The organism is Nocardia abscessus NBRC 100374 (assembly GCF_000308455.1).
Taxonomy (GTDB): domain Bacteria; phylum Actinomycetota; class Actinomycetes; order Mycobacteriales; family Mycobacteriaceae; genus Nocardia; species Nocardia abscessus.
The window spans coordinates 65,108-85,739 of the sequence record NZ_BAFP01000110.1 but is presented as its reverse complement, the minus strand read 5'-3'; the positions used below and the strand labels follow the sequence as shown (position 1 = coordinate 85,739).

19 protein-coding genes are annotated in these 20,632 nt (G+C 68.2%); 13 read left to right on the top strand and 6 right to left on the bottom strand.

What is annotated here, in order from left to right:
* Window position 1: 1 nt before the first annotated feature.
* The 5 genes from ON19_RS23105 (at window position 2) to ON19_RS23085 (ending at window position 3,857) form a co-directional block, all read left to right on the top strand.
* The gene (locus tag ON19_RS23105) at window positions 2-442 is read left to right on the top strand and encodes a hypothetical protein (RefSeq protein WP_157229806.1); all 441 of its coding nucleotides are present in this window, start codon (window positions 2-4) and stop codon (window positions 440-442) included.
* A gap of 363 nt (window positions 443-805) precedes the next feature.
* Window positions 806-1,321 carry a DUF3558 domain-containing protein gene (locus ON19_RS39110; protein WP_051169203.1) on the top strand — a complete coding sequence of 172 codons (516 nt, stop codon included), beginning with the start codon at window positions 806-808 and terminating at the stop codon, window positions 1,319-1,321.
* A 15-nt stretch (window positions 1,322-1,336) separates the two neighbouring features.
* Window positions 1,337-1,720: a hypothetical protein gene (locus tag ON19_RS42160; RefSeq protein ID WP_157229805.1), complete on the top strand. Its 384-nt coding sequence runs from the start codon at window positions 1,337-1,339 to the stop codon at window positions 1,718-1,720.
* Window positions 1,720-3,072 carry a hypothetical protein gene (locus ON19_RS41400; RefSeq protein WP_157229804.1) on the top strand — a complete coding sequence of 451 codons (1,353 nt, stop codon included), beginning with the start codon at window positions 1,720-1,722 and terminating at the stop codon, window positions 3,070-3,072. Before ON19_RS42160 ends, ON19_RS41400 begins: the two co-directional genes overlap by 1 nt.
* 11 nt (window positions 3,073-3,083) lie before the next feature.
* Entirely contained in the window at window positions 3,084-3,857 is a 774-nt protein-coding gene (locus ON19_RS23085; RefSeq protein ID WP_043696652.1) for an ESX secretion-associated protein EspG, read from the top strand.
* A 198-nt stretch (window positions 3,858-4,055) separates the two neighbouring features.
* On the opposite strand, the gene ON19_RS23080 is transcribed toward ON19_RS23085, so the two are convergent.
* Window positions 4,056-5,537, bottom strand: a complete 1,482-nt coding sequence (locus ON19_RS23080) for an MFS transporter (protein WP_043696649.1) — start codon at window positions 5,535-5,537, stop codon at window positions 4,056-4,058.
* 194 nt (window positions 5,538-5,731) lie between these two features.
* Complete coding sequence (locus ON19_RS23075; RefSeq protein ID WP_043696647.1) at window positions 5,732-6,403, bottom strand: FadR/GntR family transcriptional regulator; 672 nt, start codon at window positions 6,401-6,403, stop codon at window positions 5,732-5,734.
* 65 nt (window positions 6,404-6,468) lie between these two features.
* Here ON19_RS23075 and ON19_RS23070 point away from each other — a divergent pair, with 65 nt between their 5' ends.
* Window positions 6,469-7,725, top strand: a complete 1,257-nt coding sequence (locus tag ON19_RS23070) for an MFS transporter (protein WP_043696795.1) — start codon at window positions 6,469-6,471, stop codon at window positions 7,723-7,725.
* Between the two features lie 106 nt (window positions 7,726-7,831).
* Here the strand turns inward: ON19_RS23070 and ON19_RS42155 are convergent, their stop codons facing one another.
* Window positions 7,832-7,990 carry a hypothetical protein gene (locus tag ON19_RS42155; RefSeq protein ID WP_157229803.1) on the bottom strand — a complete coding sequence of 53 codons (159 nt, stop codon included), beginning with the start codon at window positions 7,988-7,990 and terminating at the stop codon, window positions 7,832-7,834.
* A gap of 37 nt (window positions 7,991-8,027) precedes the next feature.
* Here ON19_RS42155 and ON19_RS23065 point away from each other — a divergent pair, with 37 nt between their 5' ends.
* The 5 genes from ON19_RS23065 (at window position 8,028) to ON19_RS23045 (ending at window position 14,572) form a co-directional block, all read left to right on the top strand.
* The gene (locus tag ON19_RS23065; RefSeq protein WP_051169201.1) at window positions 8,028-9,548 is read left to right on the top strand and encodes a nitrate/nitrite transporter; all 1,521 of its coding nucleotides are present in this window, start codon (window positions 8,028-8,030) and stop codon (window positions 9,546-9,548) included.
* 29 nt (window positions 9,549-9,577) lie between these two features.
* Complete coding sequence (gene nirB / locus ON19_RS23060) at window positions 9,578-12,103, top strand: nitrite reductase large subunit NirB (protein ID WP_043696645.1); 2,526 nt, start codon at window positions 9,578-9,580, stop codon at window positions 12,101-12,103.
* 64 nt (window positions 12,104-12,167) lie between these two features.
* The gene (gene nirD / locus ON19_RS23055; protein ID WP_043696793.1) at window positions 12,168-12,569 is read left to right on the top strand and encodes a nitrite reductase small subunit NirD; all 402 of its coding nucleotides are present in this window, start codon (window positions 12,168-12,170) and stop codon (window positions 12,567-12,569) included.
* Between the two features lie 6 nt (window positions 12,570-12,575).
* Window positions 12,576-13,817, top strand: a complete 1,242-nt coding sequence (locus ON19_RS23050) for a uroporphyrinogen-III synthase (RefSeq protein ID WP_043696642.1) — start codon at window positions 12,576-12,578, stop codon at window positions 13,815-13,817.
* Complete coding sequence (locus tag ON19_RS23045) at window positions 13,814-14,572, top strand: sirohydrochlorin chelatase (RefSeq protein ID WP_043696639.1); 759 nt, start codon at window positions 13,814-13,816, stop codon at window positions 14,570-14,572. The genes ON19_RS23050 and ON19_RS23045 overlap by 4 nt, the downstream gene beginning before the upstream one ends.
* Window positions 14,573-14,598: 26 nt before the next feature.
* On the opposite strand, the gene ON19_RS23040 is transcribed toward ON19_RS23045, so the two are convergent.
* Both ON19_RS23040 and ON19_RS23035 read right to left on the bottom strand, forming a co-directional pair.
* Complete coding sequence (locus tag ON19_RS23040; protein ID WP_043696636.1) at window positions 14,599-15,375, bottom strand: SDR family oxidoreductase; 777 nt, start codon at window positions 15,373-15,375, stop codon at window positions 14,599-14,601.
* Between the two features lie 173 nt (window positions 15,376-15,548).
* Entirely contained in the window at window positions 15,549-16,529 is a 981-nt protein-coding gene (locus ON19_RS23035) for a GlxA family transcriptional regulator (protein WP_043696633.1), read from the bottom strand.
* Between the two features lie 141 nt (window positions 16,530-16,670).
* Here ON19_RS23035 and ON19_RS23030 point away from each other — a divergent pair, with 141 nt between their 5' ends.
* A complete protein-coding gene (locus tag ON19_RS23030; protein ID WP_043696630.1) occupies window positions 16,671-17,582 on the top strand; it encodes an NAD-dependent epimerase/dehydratase family protein in 912 nt (303 codons plus the stop codon).
* 33 nt (window positions 17,583-17,615) lie between these two features.
* Here the strand turns inward: ON19_RS23030 and ON19_RS23025 are convergent, their stop codons facing one another.
* Complete coding sequence (locus ON19_RS23025; protein ID WP_157229802.1) at window positions 17,616-19,823, bottom strand: hypothetical protein; 2,208 nt, start codon at window positions 19,821-19,823, stop codon at window positions 17,616-17,618.
* A 472-nt stretch (window positions 19,824-20,295) separates the two neighbouring features.
* On the opposite strand from ON19_RS23025, the gene ON19_RS23020 reads away from it, so the two are divergent.
* On the top strand, window positions 20,296-20,628 hold the full coding sequence (locus tag ON19_RS23020) for a TfoX/Sxy family protein (RefSeq protein WP_043696792.1): 333 nt from the start codon (window positions 20,296-20,298) through the stop codon (window positions 20,626-20,628).
* The last annotated feature ends 4 nt before the right edge of the window (window positions 20,629-20,632 follow it).

Here is a 20,632-nt window from a genome sequence, read left to right as displayed (position 1 = left end):
GGTGGCGATGTGGGAACAAGGGGTCCGGTTGTTCGGCCTCATCGTTGCGGCCACTCCGCCCACCGTGATCGGATGGGCGCTCATGTGCACCGTCGTGGGCGATATGGTGGGCGTCGGGCCGGCGCAGCGCGGCGCGATAGTGTTCGCGCTGACGGTGCAGCTGTTCGCGATTGCGGTCAGTCGACGGCAGCCGCCTGAGGGCCGACTGCGGGCGGCGGTCCGCGGTGCCTTTGTCATCGCGTACGCGGCGGTGGCGGTAACGGGAGCGGTTGCAGTGGTGACGGGATTGATGGGCAAGGTCGAGAACTGGGAGATATGGGTAACCCCGTTCTATTTGATGTTCATCTTCTGCCTCGCCGCTCTGTTCGAACAATGCGTTAAACCGCCACGGCCATTCGGCGGGCCACGAGACGACGAGGAAGGCGCGAGCGAATCACGTTGAACCTGCTCAGTCTATGTAGGTCGTGATTCCGGTGACCGCCGAGATTTCGGGCTGCTCGGTCAGGTGCAGCGCGCTATGACACGCCCCGTTCCGGCGCGACCATATTGCCGGCATCGATACGCCCGATGAAATCGCCACGCGTCATGCCTGAACCGGTGCTAGTTGGATGCGGCCCCCAACCCTCTGAACCTCAACGCAGTGAGGCCTCGCGCGCACCGTTCGGCTGGCTGTCGGCCGCGTCCTGCCCGGCACGCTCAGGCCACCTGTGGACCAGCGCGGGCAGGGCTCACCAGTTGGTCGTCTGCTACTGTTGGCGAACCTGAATCGTCGGGGTTCGAGAGGGTGGGGATGAGTCGTCGAATCATGTTGGCGCTGCTCGTCGGTGCGTTGGCGACCGGAATCGTGGGGTGTGGGGACACCACGAGCGGATCGCCCACGACGGGTTCCAGCACTACTGCGGCACAGGCTCTGTTCGACCCGTGCACAGGCATTCCCGATGAGGCATTGCGGGCAGCGGGGGTCGATCCGGCGACCGAGGAGGCGGGCGTGGCGGGAGTCGACCAATCTGGCTGGGAAATCTGCCGCTGGAAGGGCAGCCGCTACTCGATGACCGTGTTCTCGACGGGACGGACCGTGGCCGAGTTCGAAAAGAAGCCCGGAAACGTCGATTTTCGGGATGTCACGGTTGCTGGCCGGGAAGGGCGGCAGTTCAAAGTTGAAGGGGCTTCGAAGGGTCTGCTGTGCGACGTCCTGTTCTCGGCGTCTCAAGGTGTCGTTCAATTGCGGGTATCCAATTTGGCTGGTTTGGACAATCTCGAGGACCCCTGCACGACCCTATATCGAGTCGGCGAGTCGATCGTACCCGTTCTGCCGAAGTGATCTGGGAGGGGATGGATGAGCGAGGAAAACGCAGGACTATGGAGTAGCCTTGCTGGACAAGCCCGATCGGGGGAACTCTACCTCGATAATCACGAAGTCGCATACGCGTGCGCAAAAGCGTGTGACCAGCGTATGAAAGATCTCCAAGACCTTGCGATCGTTACGCAAGATGCCCAAAATGTCGGTGGCTTCGGCGACTTCGAAATGGCCGGCGATCTGGTTAAAAAGTTCCTGAAACAGGCTACCGGTGAAGGCAATTCGATTGACAAAGTCATCCTCGAACACATCGAGACCGTGAAGAACATGCGTGAGGTCATGGCGATCTCCTTCAAGCGCATCACCGGGCAGGACGTCGAGAACGCGACGCAGATCGCGGGTACCACTGAGCAGGTGCGCTGATGGGTAATCCTTTTGTCGGCTTGGGATTTCCCGACTATGGGCAGCTGGGTTCGACTGTGCTGCGCAATGTCACCAACTGGATTTCGGGTGAGGAGTTGCAGCCCGACGTCGATCCGGCGGCGGTGCAGGACAGGTACAACCAGCAGCGTGACGGCGTGCGCAGCCGGGCTGCCGAGGTCGGTTTCCAGGGCGAGTTCCGGCCGAGGGAAGTGCTCGACGCGGATGAGTTCGAGAGGCACGATGTCGCCACACTGCGTCAAAAGGTCGATCAAATCGATCTGAAGGCGGTCAGCGACCTTGTGACGGCGTGGAACACCATCGCCGAGCGGCACCAGACCTCGTTGACTACCTTTACGCAGGCGATGGCGCGAGCCACCGACGACGGTGTGTGGCGGGGCGAGGCGCGCAACGCGGCGGCGACTGCGGTCGGCGACTACGCCGCCCAGGGTGCTCAGGTCTCCAACGCCGCCCGGCTGACCAGTAGCAAGTTGGCCGAATTGTCGACGGGGTTGGAACCCACCAAGCAATTGGTGCCGCATGCGCCGGAACATCGCAGCGGAGTAGACAACGCCCTCGCCTGGGTGGCCGGGCGCGGATGGCGCAACGACGACGTCGCCGAGTACAACGCGAAGACGGAGGCGTTGCGGGTGCTGCGCACCGTCTATGCCCCGGTGGTCATGGAGTCCGATACGAACGTTCCCGTGATTCCCCGTCCGAATCCTGCCTCGAATCCGAGCGGCGTCGACAACGGAACAATTCCGCAGGGGACGAGCAGTGGGAACCCGTCGGGTACATCTTCGTCGCCCAGTTCGAATCCTGCTGATACGAACAGCACTGACGATCCGACCAGCCCGTCGAGCACTCAGCCCTCGGATACCTCCTCGGAAACACCGGAGTCGACCAGTACCGACCCGTCGTCCACTACGCAGGACTCGACCACGCCGGCTTCGACCACACCGGCTTCGACCACGCCCTCCTCGACAACGCCCACGCCGAGCACAGTGCCGAACACTCCGGGCACTCCCGGAACTCCGCATCTCGGCACGCCAGGCAGTCCCGGAAGTCCCAACAATCCTGGTGCGCCGGGCGTCTCGGTGCCTCCGCGAGCCGCATCGAACACTCCCAATGCGTCCGCGGCCGCTGCCGCGCGGACGGGTACCTCGACTGGTCGCGCCGGTATGAGCGGCATGCCGGGCGGCATGGCCCCCGGTGCGCGCGGCGGCAAATCCGATGACGAGACGAACAAGGGCATTCCGGACTACCTGATCACTCAGGAACACGGCGATGAGCTCATCGGGCTCGACGACCCGCCCAGGACGGTGCCGCCGGTCATCGGTGACACCTCGCGATAAGGATCTCGCGCATGCCCGAAGTGCAGAGCTGGCGGTTCACCGCTCTCGAATTCCGGACCCTGTGGGAGTCCACCGGCCGGGACGTGCTGCCCTATCCCTTGCAGCACCAGTACACCACCGAGTTCCGTTCGGAGAGTTTGCGGTTGCGGCAGGCGGCCGCTCAGGCGGTGGGCCCGCGCATCGATGACGATCTGCTGCGCGCGGTCGAAGTGCTGCTGGCGCCGGAGGCGCGGGTCGAAGTAGCCGGGTTCGCCGGCGCCCGCCGGGACCGCAAGCTGCGGGCGCATGCGGGGGTGCACTACCAGCACGGCGCGGTCGCGGTGCAGGAGCCGGGACCGGAGCCCGAGCACGGCGGTGATGTGGTGTTGACGTTGCTGCCCGCCGGTGAGGTGGCGCGGGCTGTTGTCGATGTGTTCCCGGCCTGCGCCCCGGGGCGAGGTAAGCAATTGCAGGCTTCGGCGGAGGAGTTGGAGCGGCCGCGGCCGCCGGTTCGGGACGCCTGGCGACCGACGCCGCGGGAGGAATTCGAGCGGTTCTTCACTCGTGCGATGACATTGATCGGTCACGTCGGGGTCTACGCGATGGGCAGCGTCGACAATCGGCATACCCATGGCCGCAAGGATTTTCAGCTCAACGACGTGGAGGACGACGGCCGTTACGTCACCTTCGGCACCGACGTGGTGACGATCAAACCCACCACCGCCGACCGCATCGCCGCGACCTTGCAACAGATGATGGCCCGGACCGTCACGGAAGTGCGCGACGGCGTCCACCTGCCGTACTGACCCCGCTCGGTGTCCCGCTGGACGCAACCGAACGCCCGCCCGTCGTCCCGGTGCAGGCCGGGACCCGTTGCCGGATCCGGATTTTCACCCGGGTGAGGGCGGACGTTCGGTTGTGCGGTGGGCGGCACCGCCGGAGGGGAACGGCGGTGACGGCGCCCGTGTCCCGCGGGGTCCGGACCGCGGGACACGCTGTGGCGGTCAGACGTTCGCGTACGCCAGCGAGGGAACGCGCTGGATGGCGAACGAGGACCGCAGATAGAACCACCAGGTGACGGCGGCCATCACCAGGAAGGTCGCGGCGTAGGCCCAGAACGCGGGAGCCATGCTGTGCAGGTGCGTGTTGGACAGACGCAGCGCCTGCTGCAACAGCCAGCCGCCGGAGGCGCCGACCGCGCCGATGACGCCGATCGCCGCGCCCGCTTGGCGTTTGGCCGAGGCGGCCGATTCGGCCGGATCGAGGCCGTGCTCGGCGGCGTACTTCTTGGACTCCGCGCTGAAGATGGTCGGGATCATCCGGTAGGTCGAGCCGTTGCCGATGCCGGTCAGCACGAACAGCAGCAGGAACGCGGCCAGGTACAGCGGGAAGCTCTTCAGCTCCAGCCCGGCCATGATCAGCCCGACCGCGATCGCCATGCCGCCGAAGACGTACAGGGTGATCTTCGCGCCGCCGACCTTGTCCGACACCCACCCGCCGAACGGCCTGCTGAACGACCCGACCAGCGCGCCGAGGAACGCGAGGTTACCGAGCGTGGTGATCCAGCCGATCTTGGCCAGGTCCGGGAAGTTGGCCTTGATCAGCGTCGGGAAGGCGAAGGAGAAACCGATGAACGAGCCGAAGGTGCCGATGTAGAGGACTGCCATCACCCAGGTGTGCCGGTTGGTCAGCGCGCGCCGGTAGGACTTTCCGTCCGACTTGGCGGTGCTGATGCTGTCCATGTAGCGCAGTGCGCCGAACGCGGCGATCAGGATGAAGGGCACCCAGACCAGCACCGACAGCGTGATGCCGAAGCGGTAGCCGGCCGCGTCCTTGGCCATGATGTGTGTGCCGAGGGTGATCAGCAACGGCAGCACCAGCTGGGTCTGGGCGACGCCCAGGTTGCCGCCCGCCGCGTTGATGCCCAGCGCCGCGCCCTTCTTGCCCTCGGGGAAGAAGAAGTTGATGTTGGCCATCGAGGAGGAGAAGTTGCCGCCGCCGACGCCGGCGAGCGCGGCCAGCACCAGGAACACCCACATCGGCGTGCCCGGCTGGTTGACGAAATAGGCCAGGCCCAGCGTCGGAATCAGCAGCATCGCCGCGCTGAACACGGTGAACGCCCGGCCGCCGAACCGGGGGATGGCGAAGGTGTACGGAATGCGCAGGGCGGCGCCGACCAGGGTGGGGGTCGAGGTGAGCAGCAGCGCGTTGCTCACCGCGGTGGGGTTGCCCTTGCCGAGGCCGGCGAGGAAGTCGAAGCCCGCGGCGCCCATGCTGGTCACCACGGTGCCCCAGATGACCCAGACGCTGAAGCCGAGATTCTCGGCGAACACGGAGAAGATCAAATTCTTGCGCGCGGTTTTCGCGCCCCCGGATGCCCAGAACTTCGGGTTGTCCGGATCCCAATGGTCGAGCCAGCGTCCCCGTTTCTGGTGTTCGAAAGTCGCTGTCGGCGACTGCTGGCCGGTGGCTGCTACGGCGGTCATCGGCTTCCTCTCGATTCGGCTCGACCGGCCCTCATCGCGGCGTAGTGCCGCCGGCGGCTGTCGAGTGCCTAGCTACGGTCGAGACAAAGGTATGAGCCGCTTGTTGCGTCCCCGTGCTCTTCGGTGACGTTCCCGGCAAATCCGACTCACACCGCGCGGCTTCGCATGGTGACCGCTTGGTTACCTGGCGTCGTTCATCGCGCGTCCGGGTACTCCGCGATGAGAGAGTTGAGGAAGCAGCGGGTGGCCGAGGCGGCCCGTTCGGGATCGCCGTCGATCACCGCGTGCACCAAGGCCGCGTGCTCCTCGGTGTAGGAGTCGTCGGACTTCGATGTCCGCGCGCGGATGACCTGTTCGATGATGGGCAGCAGCGAGTCGTAGAACTCGAGGTACACCGCGTTGTGGCTCGCGACGACGATCGCGCGGTGCAACTGGACGTCCGCCTCGATCGCGGCGACCGGGTCCTCATCCCATTTCTCGTCGCGTTCGGCCAGCAGGCGCAGCAGATTCGCGATGTCGGTGTCGTCGCGGCGGCGCGCCGCCAGTGCGGCGGCCGTGCCGTCCAGCGCGAGACGCAGCTCCAGGACGTCGCGTTCCTCGGCGTCGGCGAAGTATTTGCCCAGGGTTCCGCCGAGGTCGGATGCCGCGATGACATAGGTCCCGGAACCTTGGCGTCGTTCCAGCATGCCGGCGTGCACGAGCGCCTGGACGGCCTCGCGCACCGTATTGCGGCCGGTGCCGGTGAGTTCGGTGAGTTCCGGCTCGGTCGGGATGCGGGAGCCGATAGACCAACGGCCGGAACGGATTTCGGCACGCAGCTGCTCGGTTACCTGGGCGATGAGGCTGGTGCGCCGGACGGGTTGCACCCCGACAGAGTACCGCCCATCACAAATCGTTGCTGCTCATCATCCGATCATCCTATGATTTCTCGGTGACTGCCACCCTCCCGGAAATCGCGGCTCGTCAGGAATCCGTCCTGGTCGAGCGCCGTCGACGTGCGCTGACCGAGGGCCGCCTGCTGGTTCTCACCGCCATCGTGATGTCGGCGCTCACCCTGCGCGTCGCGGTCACCGCGTACAGCCCACTGGCCGAGCAGATCGGCGCCGAAATCGGTTACGGCGCCGCGGTTGTCGGCGTCTTCGGCATGATCCCCACGGCCATGTTCGCGCTGTCCGGACTGCTCACGCCGGTCTTGGCGGTCCGGGTCGGGCTGGAGCGCACCGCACTGATCGCCATGCTGATGGCGGGCAGCGGCATGCTCATCCGGGTGCTGATGTCGGGCACCGCCGAACTGCTGGTCTTCTCCGCGCTCGCACTCGCGGGCATGGGCATCGGCAATGTGGTGATCCCGCCGCTGGTGAAGCGGTACTTCCCGGATCGCCTCGCGGTGATCAGTTCGCTGTACATCGTGATGGTGCAACTCGGCACGGTCGTGCCCGCGCTCGCCGCGGTCCCGGTGGCGGAGGCGCACGGCTGGCGCGTCTCGCTCGGGGTGTGGGGGCTGCTGGGCTTCGCCGCGGCGGTGCCGTGGCTGGCGGTGCTGCGCGGCCGGCGCGGGCACGGCGGTGCGGACCGGACGGCGGTGGCCGAGCAGGCGCCCGGCACCGGCCGCGTGTGGCGCTCGCCGATCGCCTGGGGCATGGCGGGCATGTTCGGCATGACCTCGCTCACCACCTACGCGATGTTCACCTGGTTGCCGAAGATCTTGCGCGAGGCGGGCGCGAGTGCGGGCTATGGCGGCGCGATGGTCGGGCTGTTCGCCGTCGTCGGCCTCGTCGCCGCGCTCACCGCGCCGACCGTGGTCGCCCGGTTCCGCAACCCGTTCCCGGTGGTGGTGGCCTGCGCGGTGCTGTTCTTCGTCGCGTTCGCCGGTCTGCTCATCGCGCCGATGGCCGCGCCGATCCTGTGGGTCGTCGTGCTCGGTCTCGGTCCGAGCACCTTCCCGATGGCGCTGACGCTGATCAACTTGCGCACCCGCACGCCTGCCGGGTCGGCCGCGCTGTCCGGCTTCACCCAGGGCGTCGGGTACGCGGTGGCCTGTGTGGGTCCGCTGCTGTTCGGTGTGCTGCGCACGGCGACGGGTGGCTGGTTCGTTCCGTTCGCGATGCTCGGCGCGGCAGTGCTGGTGCTGCTGGCGGGCGCTTGGCAGGCGTGCAAGCCGCGCGTGCTCGAAGACACCTGGAACTGAGTCGCGCGGCTGTCGGCCTGCAATCTCACAGTTCCGGTTGCGCCGCTGTGCGAACCGAGTCAGGATGTGCGCATCCGATTTGTGAAAACGTAGCGCGCATCACATCTCACCGGCCGCCGAATTCCGAATCGGCCTTTTCGTGACGCACGGAAACCATTGCGTCACATGCCTGAAACAATCGCTCGGAACTCACCCCGGCGAACCGGTAATCGTGAGCAACCGTTGATTTGACGGTCATTTCGCGCAGCATTTCGGCAATACCCATTTCCTACCGTGGGGCCAACCGACTTTGGGAGGCCCCGTTGAGCACGCTGACGCGTAACCGCTTGGGAGCGCTGGGACAGACGAAGATCCGCAGGCCGCACATCGAGCACTGGGATGCCGAGGATGTCGCCGCTTGGGAAGCGGGCGGCAAGGACATCGCCCGCCGCAACCTGATCTGGTCGGTCTTCGCCGAGCACGTCGGCTTCTCCGTCTGGTCGATCTGGTCGGTGATGGTGCTGTTCATGCCGACCGACAAGTTCGGCATCGACCCGGCGGGCAAGTTCTTCCTGGTCGCGATGCCGACGCTGATCGGCGCGTTCCTGCGCATCCCGTACACCGTCGCGACCGCGCGGTTCGGCGGGCGTAACTGGACGGTCTTCAGCGCGGTGATGCTGCTGCTCCCGACGCTGCTCACGCTGTACTTCATCAACCAGCCCGGCACCTCGTACACCACGTTCCTCGTGGTCGCGGCGTTCGCCGGATTCGGCGGTGGCAACTTCGCCTCCTCGATGACCAACATCAACGCCTTCTACCCGCAGCGGCTCAAGGGCTGGGCGCTGGGCCTGAACGCGGGCGGCGGCAACATCGGCGTTCCGGTGATCCAGCTGCTCGGCCTGCTGGTCATCGCGACCCTCGGCAACGGTTACGCCTCGCTGATCTGCGCGGTCTACCTGGTGCTGATCGCGGTCGCCGGCGTGGGCGCGGCGTTGTTCATGGACAACCTGCCCAATCAGAAGGCCGATCTGTCCTACATGATCACGGCGCTGAAGGTGCCGCAGTCCTGGGCGATCGCGTTCCTCTACATCGGCACGTTCGGCTCGTTCATCGGCTACAGCTTCGCCTTCGGCCAGATCCTGCAGATCAGCTTCCGGGCGGGCGGCGACACCGCCGCGCAGGCCACGCTGCACGCCGCGCAGATCGCGTTCCTCGGCCCGCTGCTGGGCTCGCTGGCCCGCCCCTACGGCGGCAAGTGGGCCGACCGCATCGGCGGTAGCCGGGTCACCCTCTACGTCTTCGGCGCGATGATGGCCGCGGCCCTGCTGGTCACCGTGGCCAGCACGATGGCCGACAGCAACAACGGCGTGGCGAGCGGTGCGGTGATGACCGCCCTCGTCGCGGGCTTCATCGCCTTGTTCGTGCTCTCCGGCATCGGCAACGGATCGGTCACCAAGATCATCCCGTCGGTGTTCGAGGCGAAGTCCAGGAGCATGGACGCCACCGCGGCCCAGCCGTCCGCGTGGTCGCAGAACACCTCCGGCGCGCTGATCGGTTTCGTCGGCGCCATCGGCGCGCTCGGCGGCGTGGGCATCAACCTGGTGCTGCGCTCCTCCTACGCCTCGACCAACTCGGCGACCACCGCGTTCTGGGTGTTCATGGCCTTCTACGTGGTCTGCGCCCTGGTGGTCTGGACGGTCTTCCTGCGCCGTCCCAGCGCCCGGTCGGTCACCGAATCCGATGTCGTGGCCGAAGCCGAGACGTTCGTGCTCGAAGCCGAATCAGGCCGCTCCGTGAACGGGAGCGCTCCGTCCAAGTCCGCCGGCTCGTCGGCCCGCGCCTGACCCTCGATCCAGTCCAGGAGGACCAACAGATGAACCCCACAGTCGCTCGCAAGACCGCGGTGGTCGTCGGCCATGGCATGGTCGGGCACCGGTTCGTCGAGGCGCTGCGCTCGCGCGACACCGAAGGCCGCTGGCAGGTGATCGTGCTCAGCGAGGAGCAACTGCCCGCCTACGACCGCGTCGGCCTCTCGTCCTACGTCGGCAGCTGGGACCCGAGCGCGCTCGCGCTGCCCGGCAACGAGTACGCCGGTGACGAACTGGTCGAGCTGCGGCTGGGCCAGCGCGCCGAGTCGATCGACAAGGCCGCGCGCAAGGTGACCACGTCGTCGGGCGACATCCTCGCCTACGACGCGCTCGTGCTGGCCACCGGCTCCTACCCGTTCGTGCCGCCGGTGCCCGGCCACGACATGCCCGAGTGCTTCGTCTATCGCACCCTCGAGGACCTCGACGGCATCCGCGCGGCCGCCGAAGCCGCCGGACCCGGCGCGGTGGGCGTGGTGGTCGGCGGCGGCCTGCTCGGCTTGGAGGCCGCGAACGCGCTGCGCTTGCTCGGACTCACTCCGCACGTGGTGGAGTACAACACCCGGCTGATGCCCGCCCAGGTCGACGAGGGCGGCGGCGCCATCCTGGAGCGGCTGGTCACCGACCTCGGCCTGGAGGTGCACACCGGTGTGGGCACCTCCTCGATCGAGGCGGCCGACAACGGACTGAAGGTCACCCTGTCCGACGAGACGGTGATCGAAGCCGGGCTTGTGGTGTTCTCCGCCGGTGTCCGCCCCCGCGACCAGATCGCCCGCGACGCGGGAATCGAGGTCGGCCCCCGCGGCGGCATCATCACCGATCTCGGCCTGCAGACCTCCGACCCGAACATCTGGGCCATCGGCGAATGCGCCGCCGTCGAGGGCGTGTGCTACGGCCTGGTGGCGCCGGGCTACAGCACCGCCGAGATCGTCGCCGACCGCCTCCTGGGCGGCGCGGGCGAGTTCCCGGGCGCGGACATGTCGACCAAGCTCAAGCTGCTGGGTGTCGACGTGGCCAGCTTCGGCGACGCGCACGGCGTCACCGAGGGCGCGCTCTCGGTCGTGCTGCACGACGCGGCCAAGGGCACCTACGCCAAGCTCGTGGTCTCCGACGACGCGAAGACCCTGCTCGGCGGCATCCTGGTCGGCGACGCCACCGCCTACTCGGCGCTGCGCCCGCTGGTCGGCCGTCCGCTGCCCGCCGAACCGGCCGCGCTGATCTCGCCCGCGGGCGCCGAGCTGGGCGCCGACTCGCTGCCCGACGACGCCCAGATCTGCTCGTGCAACAACGTGTCGAAGGGCGCGATCTGCGGGGCGATCGCCGACGGCGCCTGCGACGTCCCGGCGATCAAGAGCTGCACCAGCGCGGGCACCTCCTGCGGCGGCTGCGTTCCCATGCTGAAGAAGCTGCTCGAGCAGTCCGGCGTGGAGATGTCCAAGGCGCTGTGCGAGCACTTCGAGCAGTCGCGCGCCGAACTGTTCCAGATCGTGCAGGTCACCGGCATCCGCACCTTCTCCGGCCTGCTCGCCAAGTACGGCAAGGGCGCGGGTTGCGACATCTGCAAGCCGACCGTGGCGTCCATCCTGGCCTCCACCTCGAGCGAGCACATCCTCGACGGCGAGCAGGCCGCGCTGCAGGACACCAACGACCACTTCCTGGCCAACCTGCAGAAGAACGGCACCTACTCGGTGGTGCCGCGGATGCCCGGCGGCGAGGTCACCGCCGAGCAGTTGATCACCATCGGTGAGGTGGCCAAGGAATTCGGCCTGTACGTCAAGGTCACCGGCGGCCAGCGCATCGACCTGTTCGGCGCGCGCGTCGAGCAGTTGCCGCTGATCTGGAAGCGGCTGGTCGACGCGGGCATGGAATCCGGCCACGCCTACGGCAAGTCGCTGCGCACCGTGAAGAGCTGCGTCGGCTCGACCTGGTGCCGCTACGGTCAGCAGGACTCGGTCGGCATGGCCGTGCTGCTGGAGAAGCGCTACCGCGGCCTGCGTTCGCCGCACAAGCTGAAGCTGGCGGTCTCCGGCTGCGCCCGCGAATGCGCCGAGGCGCGCGGCAAGGACGTCGGCGTGATCGCCACCGAGAACGGCTGGAACCTCTACGTCGGCGGCAACGGCGGTCTCACCCCGAAGCACGCGGTGCTGCTGGCCGGTGAACTCGACGACGAGACGCTGATCAAGTACATCGACCGGTACCTGATGTTCTACATCCGCACCGCTGACCGTTTGCAGCGCACCGCGCCGTGGCAGGAGGCGCTGGAAGGCGGCATGGATTACCTCAAGCAGGTGATCTGCGAGGACAGCCTCGGTATCGCCGAGGATCTGGAGGCGGCGATGGCTCAGCATGTCGCCGGCTACCGCGACGAATGGGCCGCGGTGCTGGACGACGAAGAGAAGCTGTCTCGCTTCGTGTCGTTCGTCAACGCCCCGGAGGAAGCCGATCCGACGATTTCCTTCGACGAATCCGGGGAGCGGAAGGTTCCCGTGCTGCTCGGACTGCCGGAAGTTCCGGTCGCCACGCAGGGGAAATGACCCCTTAACCGCTTGGAAACAGAACGTCGGTACCAATGAGTAAGGCGTTTGGAGGATGACACCGATGACCGTGATCGATACCCCCGGCATTGCCACAGCTACCACCACCGGGTGGACACAGGCCTGCCGTCTCGACTACCTGATTCCCGGCCGCGGCGTTGCGGTGTTGCTGAAAGGTGGCCGGCAGGCCGCCCTGTTCCTGCTGGAGAACGGCATGCTGTATGCCGTCGGCAATATCGACCCGATCGGCCGGGCGGCAGTCATGTCGCGCGGGATCGTCGGCGATCGCGGCGGGGTGCCCGTCGTGGCCTCGCCGCTGCTGAAGCAGGCCTTCTCTCTGGTCGACGGGCGTTGCCTGGACGACGAATCGGCGATGCTGCCGGTGTACGCGGTGCGCGTGGACGACGGCATCGTTTCGATTTCCAACGAGCCGGTGTCCGCCGCGCTCGCGTCCTCGGATGGATGAACGCCAATGACAACAGTTGACGCGGGCGCAAGCCTGGCCGGATTCACGGTGGGCATCACGGCGGCCCGGCGGGCGGTGGAGTTCGCCACGCTGCTGGAACGACGGGGCGCGACCATCGTCTCGGCACCGGCCATCCGGATCATCCCGCTGGCCGACGACAACGAGCTGGAGCGAGTGACCCGTCAGCTGGTCGCCGATCCGCCGCAGATCACCGTCGCCACCACGGGCATCGGCTTCCGCGGGTGGATGGAGGCGGCCGAAGGCTGGGGCCTCGCCGAGGACCTGCGCGAGACGCTGGGCACCACCCGGATGCTCGCGCGCGGCCCGAAGGCCAAGGGCGCCATCCGCGCCGCGGAACTGCGCGAGGAATGGTCACCCGCCTCCGAGTCCTCCGCCGAAGTGCTCGATCACCTGCTCGCCGAGGGCGTCGAAGGCGTCCGGATCGCCGTGCAGCTGCACGGCGCCACCACGGAGTGGGAGCCGGTACCCGACTTCTGCGAGGTCCTGCGTTGTGCGGGCGCGGATGTCGTGCCGGTGCCGGTGTACCGCTGGGTGCCGCCGGACGACCAGGGGCCGATGGATCACCTCATCGAGGCGATCGTCACCTCCGGCATGGATTGCGTCACGTTCACCAGCGCCCCGGCCGTGGCGTCGATGTTGATGCGCGCCAAGGAAACCGGGCTGCTGGAAGGGCTGCTGTACGCGCTGCGCGGCCGGGTGCTGCCCGCCTGCGTCGGCCCGATCACGGCGGCGCCGCTGGAGGAGCTCGGGGTGCCCACCTCGATGCCGGGCCGGGCCCGGCTCGGCGCGCTGGCCCGCCACGTCGCCGAGGAACTGCCGCGGCGTGCCAACCGCATCCACGCCGCTGGCCACATCATCAGCGTGCGCGGCGCGTGCGTGGTGGTCGACGATCAGGTGCGTCAGCTGGCGCCCGCGCCGATGGCCCTGATGCGCTCGCTGGCCCGTCAGCCCGGCCGGGTCGTCTCCCGTGAGGACCTGCTCGCCGCGCTGCCCGGCGGTGGGGACGACACGCATGCGGTGGAAACCGCCATCGCCCGGCTGCGCGCCGGGCTCGGCACGCCGAAGGCGATCCAGACCGTGGTCAAACGCGGGTACCGGCTCGCGCTGGACCCGGCGGAATGTACCGACAACAACCCACGGCCCACCGCGACAGGAGGACCTCAGGTGCCCGGCGTCGGAATTCCGACCCGGGCACCTCGGCACATCCAGACTGCGGGGAGCTGGTGACCGCCCCCGCCCTGGTGCTGGTGGCCCACGGCACCCGCAGCACCAAGGGCGTGCAGATGATCGCCGCGCTCGCCGAGGCCGTGACGAAGGAACTCGGTGCCGGGATTTCGGGGCCCGGCACCGAGACCGGGGAAAACCCTTGGGTGCGGACCGCTTTCGTCGACGTGCTCGGCCCTTCGCCGTCCGAAGTACTGCGCGATCTGGTGACGCCGACCGGCGAATCCGTACCGGCCGTGGTGGTTCCGGCCTTCCTGGCCTCGGGTTACCACGTGTACCAGGACGTGCCGCGTGAGGTGGCCGAGAGCGCGCATCCGGCGGTGGCGGTCACCCCCGCCATGGGGCCGGATCCCGCGCTGGCGCGCATCATGGCGATGCGTCTGCGCGCGGCGGGCTGGACCCCGGGCGACGCGGTGGTCTTCGCCGCCGCGGGCTCCTCGGACGCCCGTGCCCGTCAAGATGTCCGCCGCGCGGCCGCACTGCTGGCCGAACACCTCGGCGCTGCGGTCCGCATCGGCTACGTCGCGACCGGTGCGCCGCGCGTGCCGGACGTGGTCGCCGAACAGCGCGCGGCGGGCGCGGGCCGCGTTTTCGTCGCCTCGTACCTGCTGGCGCACGGCTTGTTCCAACAGCGGCTGCACGAGGCGGGCGCCGACGGCGTCGCCGAGCCCATCGGTGTGCATCCGGCGGTGGTCCGGTTGATCGCCCAGCGCTACCGGGTCGCCGCGGAGGAAATGGTCCGGGCGCGGGCGCGCTGAGCGGTACGCGGCCAAATCAGGTGCGATCAGCGATGCCGCTTCCCGGTGGCGTAGGCGTTCGTCGGGCCCGAAGCGACGAACTCCGCCCAGGTCTGCTCGCCATCGGGGTGGTCGGGGCACGTGTTCAACCCGGCCCGGAAAGCGCGCCCGACCCGTCCGGGCACCGGCAGCCGGACGATGCGGCGCGGACGCTGCCGGGCGGCCCGCCACACCTCGGCCAACTGCGCCATTGTCAGCACCTCCGGGCCGCCGAAATCGGGAGCGCGACCGAGCGGCTCACCCTCGACCAACTCGGCGATCCTCCGCGCCACATCCGCGGCGGCGACGGGTTGGAAACGAAAATCGGACGGCAGCGGCGCCACCGGCCACCCCTCGACGGTCTGCAACCCCGCCGCGATCAACTCGTGGAACTGCGTCGCCCGCAGAATCGTGTGCGGCACACCGCTGTCGATGACGGCTCGCTCGCAGGCCAGCTTGTTGCGGTAGTACCGGAACGGGATGTGGTCGATGCCGACGATCGACACGTAGAGCAGGTGCCGGACGCCGCCTGCGGCCCGAAGCAGGTTCTCGGTCTGCGCGACGTCCGGTCCGCCTCCGCGCCGGAAATCCGAGGCCGCGTGCACGATCGCATCGGTCGCCGCCACCGCCTCCGCCACGCCCGCACCGCTGCGCAGATCTCCGACGTGCGTGCCCGCGCCCGCGCGACGGGAAAGAACGCGCACCTCGTGGCCCGCTTCGCGCAACCGGCCGACCACTAGCTTGCCCAGGGCACCGGTTCCGCCGGTGACGAGAATTGCCGCCATGTACAACTATTACCGCTGAAGCCCGGTAGACATACGCATGCTCGTCGTCATGGTGGCGAGTCGCACAGTGAGTTCGGGTGCGTCGCGAAGGAGCCGGCGCATGGTCGATCCGAGGCATCGCCTGTCCGGTCCGCCTACTGATCGCGCACCGTGCCGCGGGACTCCCGGACGGCTCAACGATCCGGAACGACGGTCGAGGCGATTCGGTCGGGCGAGCGCGTGAAGGACGCGCGATAGCTGCTCGGTGACACCCCGACGTGGCGGATCATGTGCTGGCGCAATGACTCCGCCGAGCCGATGCCGCTGTACCTGGCCACCTGATCCATCGGCAGCGTGGTGGATTCCAGCAGCTCCCTGGCGCGGTGCAGGCGCTGGTGCAGCAGCCATTTCTGGGGGGTGAGGCCGGTTTCCTCGTGGAAGCGGCGAGTCAGCGTGCGAACGCTGGTGCGCGCGTGCGCGGCCAGGTCGTCCAGGGACAGCGGCGAGTCGAGCCTGCGCAGTGCCCAAGCGCGTGTATCCGCGAGGGTCACGCCGTGCTCCGCGGGCAGGGGGGCGTCCACGAACTGAGCTTGCCCGCCGGGGCGCACCGGGGTGACGACGGCGACGCGGGCGGCGGCGTTCGCCACCGTCGCGCCGTAATCGGCTCGGATCAGGTGCAGGCACAGGTCGATTCCGGCCGCCGCGCCCGCGGCAGTGGTGATCGGGCCGTCCTCGATGAACAGCGCGTCGCTGCGGACCGATACGTCCGGGTGGTTCCCGGCCAATTCGTCGGCCAGGGCCCAGTGCGTAGTGGCGGTGCGGCCGGACAGCAGGCCCGCCTGTGCCAGGACGAAGGCGCCGCTGCAGATCGACGTGACGCGTTTGCCCGCGTCCACCGCGTGACGCAGGGCGGTCAGCGTGGCGGCGTCGGCGTCGGAGCGACTGCCGGTGCTCGGCACGACGACGATATCCGCTTCCTCGATCGCCTCCAGCCCCCGGGAGACCACCACGTCGAATCCGCCCAGCCCGGCGGGCAGCACGCCCGGCGCGGCGGTGCACACCACGATGCGGTAGCCGGGCTCGCCGTCCACCATCGCCGCGCCCAGCACTGTTTCCGGCATGGCCAGGTCGAAAGCCTTCACCGGAGGAACCGCGACGACGGCGACAGTCAGCATGGCTCGATCCTTGGGATAGTTGGCAATCCGGCCAGTAGCCTACCCGCTCGCGCGGCGGCAGGCTGAGTAGCACGCGATCGGCAACGGCACGCAAGGTGCGCGCAGGTCGCGTGAACAATCCTGTCGCAGAAGGGAAGTCGCATGCCTTCGCATGTCATCGTCGGCCGGGGCGCCACCGCTTCGGCCACCGCGGCGCTACTGGCCGACTCGGGCGACCGGGTGCGCATGGTCAGCCGCAGCGGTGCGGGCCCCGAGCACCCGAATATCGAGCGCGTCGCGCTGGACGCGGTCGATTCCGCCGCGCTGGCGCGGCTCGCCGAACGCGCCGACACCGTGTTCAACATGGCCATGCCCGCGTATCACACCTGGCCGGAGACCATTCCGCCGCTGTTCGGGTCCATCCGTGCCGCGGCGGAGCAGGTCGGCGCGACGTACGTGATGCTGGGCAACCTGTACGGCTACGGCCCCGCTGACGGTCCGCTCACCGAGCAGTCGCCGCTGGCGGCCACGGGACCGAAAGGACTCGTACGCGCCCGGATGTGGCAGGAGGCCGAACAGGCCCACAGCGCAGGCCGGGTGCGTGCCGTCGAGGTGCGGGCCGGGCAATTCCTGGGCCCCGGCGCGGTCTCGCTGTTCTCGTTGCTCGCCCAGCCGAGTATCCGGAACGGGCGGTTGGCGCTGCTGCCGCAGGCGCTCGACCTGCCGCATGCCTACACCGCGATCGGTGACGCGGCCGCGGCGGCGGTTACGGTCGCGCGCGACGAACGCGCCTGGGGCCGGGCCTGGCACGCGCCCACCATCACCGCGACCGTGCGCGAGCTGGCCGGACGGTTCGCCGCCGCGGCCGGGGCGCCCGAGCCGCGATTGGCGGTCATGAGCGATCGCGAGCTGACGCTGCTGGCGGTCACCGATCCGTTCTGGTCGGAGTTGTTCGAGACCTACCACATGTCGCACGCGCCCTTCACGGTCGACGACTCCGCCATCCGCGACGCGTTCGGCCTGAAAGCGTCCGATCCGGACGAGGTGTTCGCGGAGGTATTGCGCGCGGCCTGACCACGGGTGACCGGCGTGGGCGGCCGACCTCCGCTACGGGTTCCAGGGGTCGAGTCCACCATCGGGATCGAGGTGATCGAGGTTGGCGACGCGCCTGGCCGATCGCATCAGGGCTTCGCGGTTGATATCGGTCGGATTCTGGTAGTACGTCCGGGCCGCGTCCTGGTGCATGGTCGCGACCCGGTGGCCGATCGCCCACCGGGTGTCGCGGCCGGCGCCGTCCCACTCGTCCGGGGTGATCGCCGCGCGCAGTGCCCGGTCCGAATGCCAGTTCTGCTCGACCCGCCGCACGAACGCATGATCGATGGTGGCGCCGGGGGCCGGTGCGTTGCTGTGCCGGACGAAGCTGTCCGCCGAGATGACCGCCTGAGCGGCGAAGGCGTCGTGCGCCTCGTGGCCGACGTGGTTGTCGACCGCCCATGCCGCCGCGATCGCCTTCTGCAACGGGGCGAAGCTGTACGGATTCTGGGACGCCGTCGACTCCTGGACGGAGTATGCCGTCAGCGCATGGGTGACCCGCTCGTTGGTGGCGCCGGAGGAGAGCAGCACGGCATGAATACGCGAATCGGGAACCTTGTTGTCGCGCAGCACTTTCAGGGCACGAGAGACGCCCAGTTGGGTGTGCATGCCCCCGACCTCCGTGGCCGCGGCGACCGCGACACCTCGCCAGTTCGTCCGGGCCAGCTGATGCTCGATGTATCCCTCTTCGCGGCTGGTCAGGATCCTCCTGGTGGAGCGTTCGATGCTGCGTCGTGTGTTCGCCAGCGGGTTCAACGGATTCACCCTTCCCCCGGCGAGCCATGCCGTCACCGGCGAGGCGTTGATGGCATTGAGCGTGGTGAGTGTGTTCACGAGCCCCATCCCGGGTGCGGCCTTCGCGCCGCTGCTGCCGCCACCCATGCCGAGGGCGGTGCCGCCGCTGCTCGACGACTTGCTCTCAGCGCCCTGGATCGCCAGACCGAACCGGTTGGCGATCCAGTCGTTGCCGCGGCTCAGGCCACCGCTGAGGCGTTTGAGCTGGAATATCGCGACGATTTCGACGGTGCCCGCGATGACGATCACCGCCATCACCTGGCCGCGAGCCTGCGCGAACAGGTTGCCCATGAACAGTATGTAGACCCCGAGAAAGATGGTGTACGCCGTCATTCGCGCCGCCGCGACGAAGCTGTCCACGACATTGCGGACCAGGAACGTCTGCGTCGGGCCGTACACGAATCCGCCTGCGGCGAAACCGAATATCGACATGATTCCGTGATAGATCGCGTCCAGCGCGGCCTTGATGACCTTGAGTCCGAGGTACATCGCGAAGGCCAGCAGAATGCCGCCGCAGATCAGCAGCATGAGCCCGGTGGCGACCTGCCCCATGGACGGATTCTCGGCCTTGGCGTGCGCGGCGGTGTCCCCGCATGCCTTCAAGCCGCTGATCACCCGGGCGTCGTCGCCGGCCGCCACCCCCGCCGACCATGCAGAGCGGCAGGAGGGCCGCTGGTCGACCGTGTGCCCGAAATTCCACACCTGTAGCGGCTGCCGGGCGAAGTTGTCGGCCAGGTCGCTCTGCATCGTCGACACCAACTGGTTCGGATTCGGGTTGGCGTCCCCGTTCAAGCCCGCCGCCACCGAGATGCCCAGATCGCGGCCCTGGGCAAGCAACCCGTGCGAGGACAGCACATCCGCCAGCGGCTCGGCCAGGAACAGCGGTCCCAGCAACGCCACCCCCACCATCGTCACCACTTGCATGGTGGCTTTCGCGTGGTACCCGCGTGCGATGAAATACGCGACGAAGAACGCGCCCAGGCTCGCCGCGGTGATCAGCATGATCGGGGTCGCGATCTGCGCCGTCAGAGCATCGGCCACGCCGCGCAACGCCGCACTGAACATGTCCAGCCAGCGGAAGCTCAACGCGTAACCGATCAACCAGATTGCCGTCGTCACAATGGCTATGTAGCCGATGAATTCGAAGCCCAGCACGGCCCACAGGATGGTGGCGCGGGGCTTGAACAGGCTTTCGTCGCCCGTCGCGAACCGGTAGTCGGACAGCGGAACTCCCGATGAGTCGCGAATATTCATCCAGCTGAGCCCGTCGATCGCCGAACTCCCCTGCGTGGATCCCGCCGCGTCCTGTGCGACAGCCAGCGCGCCGACGCAGCCGGGAAATACGACGAGCGCGAAGAGGGTCAGCGCGAGCCAGATCACCCGCCTCCGCCAAGCGCTCGCCCCGAAGCGCGACCACCAGTTCGGCACACCGCCGAGGATCGGGAACGTGCCGGGGACTCGGATCGAATTCCGCCTGGACGAACGATGACGGACAGTGCGTGATCGCACCACCGGGGGGCAGATGTGCACGGAGGAGTCCTTATTCCCGTCTCGGGGGCGCAGTCGACTGCGAGCTCTGAAACTGGTTGCGCACGAGAGGCATCGACGATGCGGTCCCCCGTCTCATGCCCTGTATTACAGTCAGGTACGGAAACATCCGCCTGAACGTCCAATGACATCCAGGAGGCTCGGGAGTGTACGTACGTACCTAGAGGCCTACCTACGAGCGGAGTCAATCCGGCTGTGTTGCAGGATTTTTCGGTACGGCCCGGTCGATCGCGCGGCCGGGCGTGCGCAGTTCTCGGCCGCCTTGTGCTCGCGGACGAGCGGGAGAAGGACACGTCGCCGGTCGGGACGACGGAATCGCCGATCTGTCGTACCCGAGGTGGACAATGCCGCCATGGCATACGACGAGGAGCTGGCCGAGCGGATCCGGGAACTGATCGCGCCCGGCCCGGAGCTCACCGAGCAGAAGATGTTCGGCGGCCTGGCCTTCCTGATCGGCGGCAATATGGCGGTGGCCGCGAGCGGCCAGGGCGGTCTGCTGGTGCGGGTCGGTCCCGACGAGGGGGAGCGGCTGCTCGGTGACGCCGCGCAGCCCATGGTCATGGGCGGGCGCGAGATGGTCGGCTGGCTGCGGGTCACCGCGGTCGACGACGACGAGGTCCTGCGGGAATGGGTCGAGCGCGGCGTCGCCTACGCCCGGACCCTCCCACCCAAGAAGAAGAAGTAGCCCG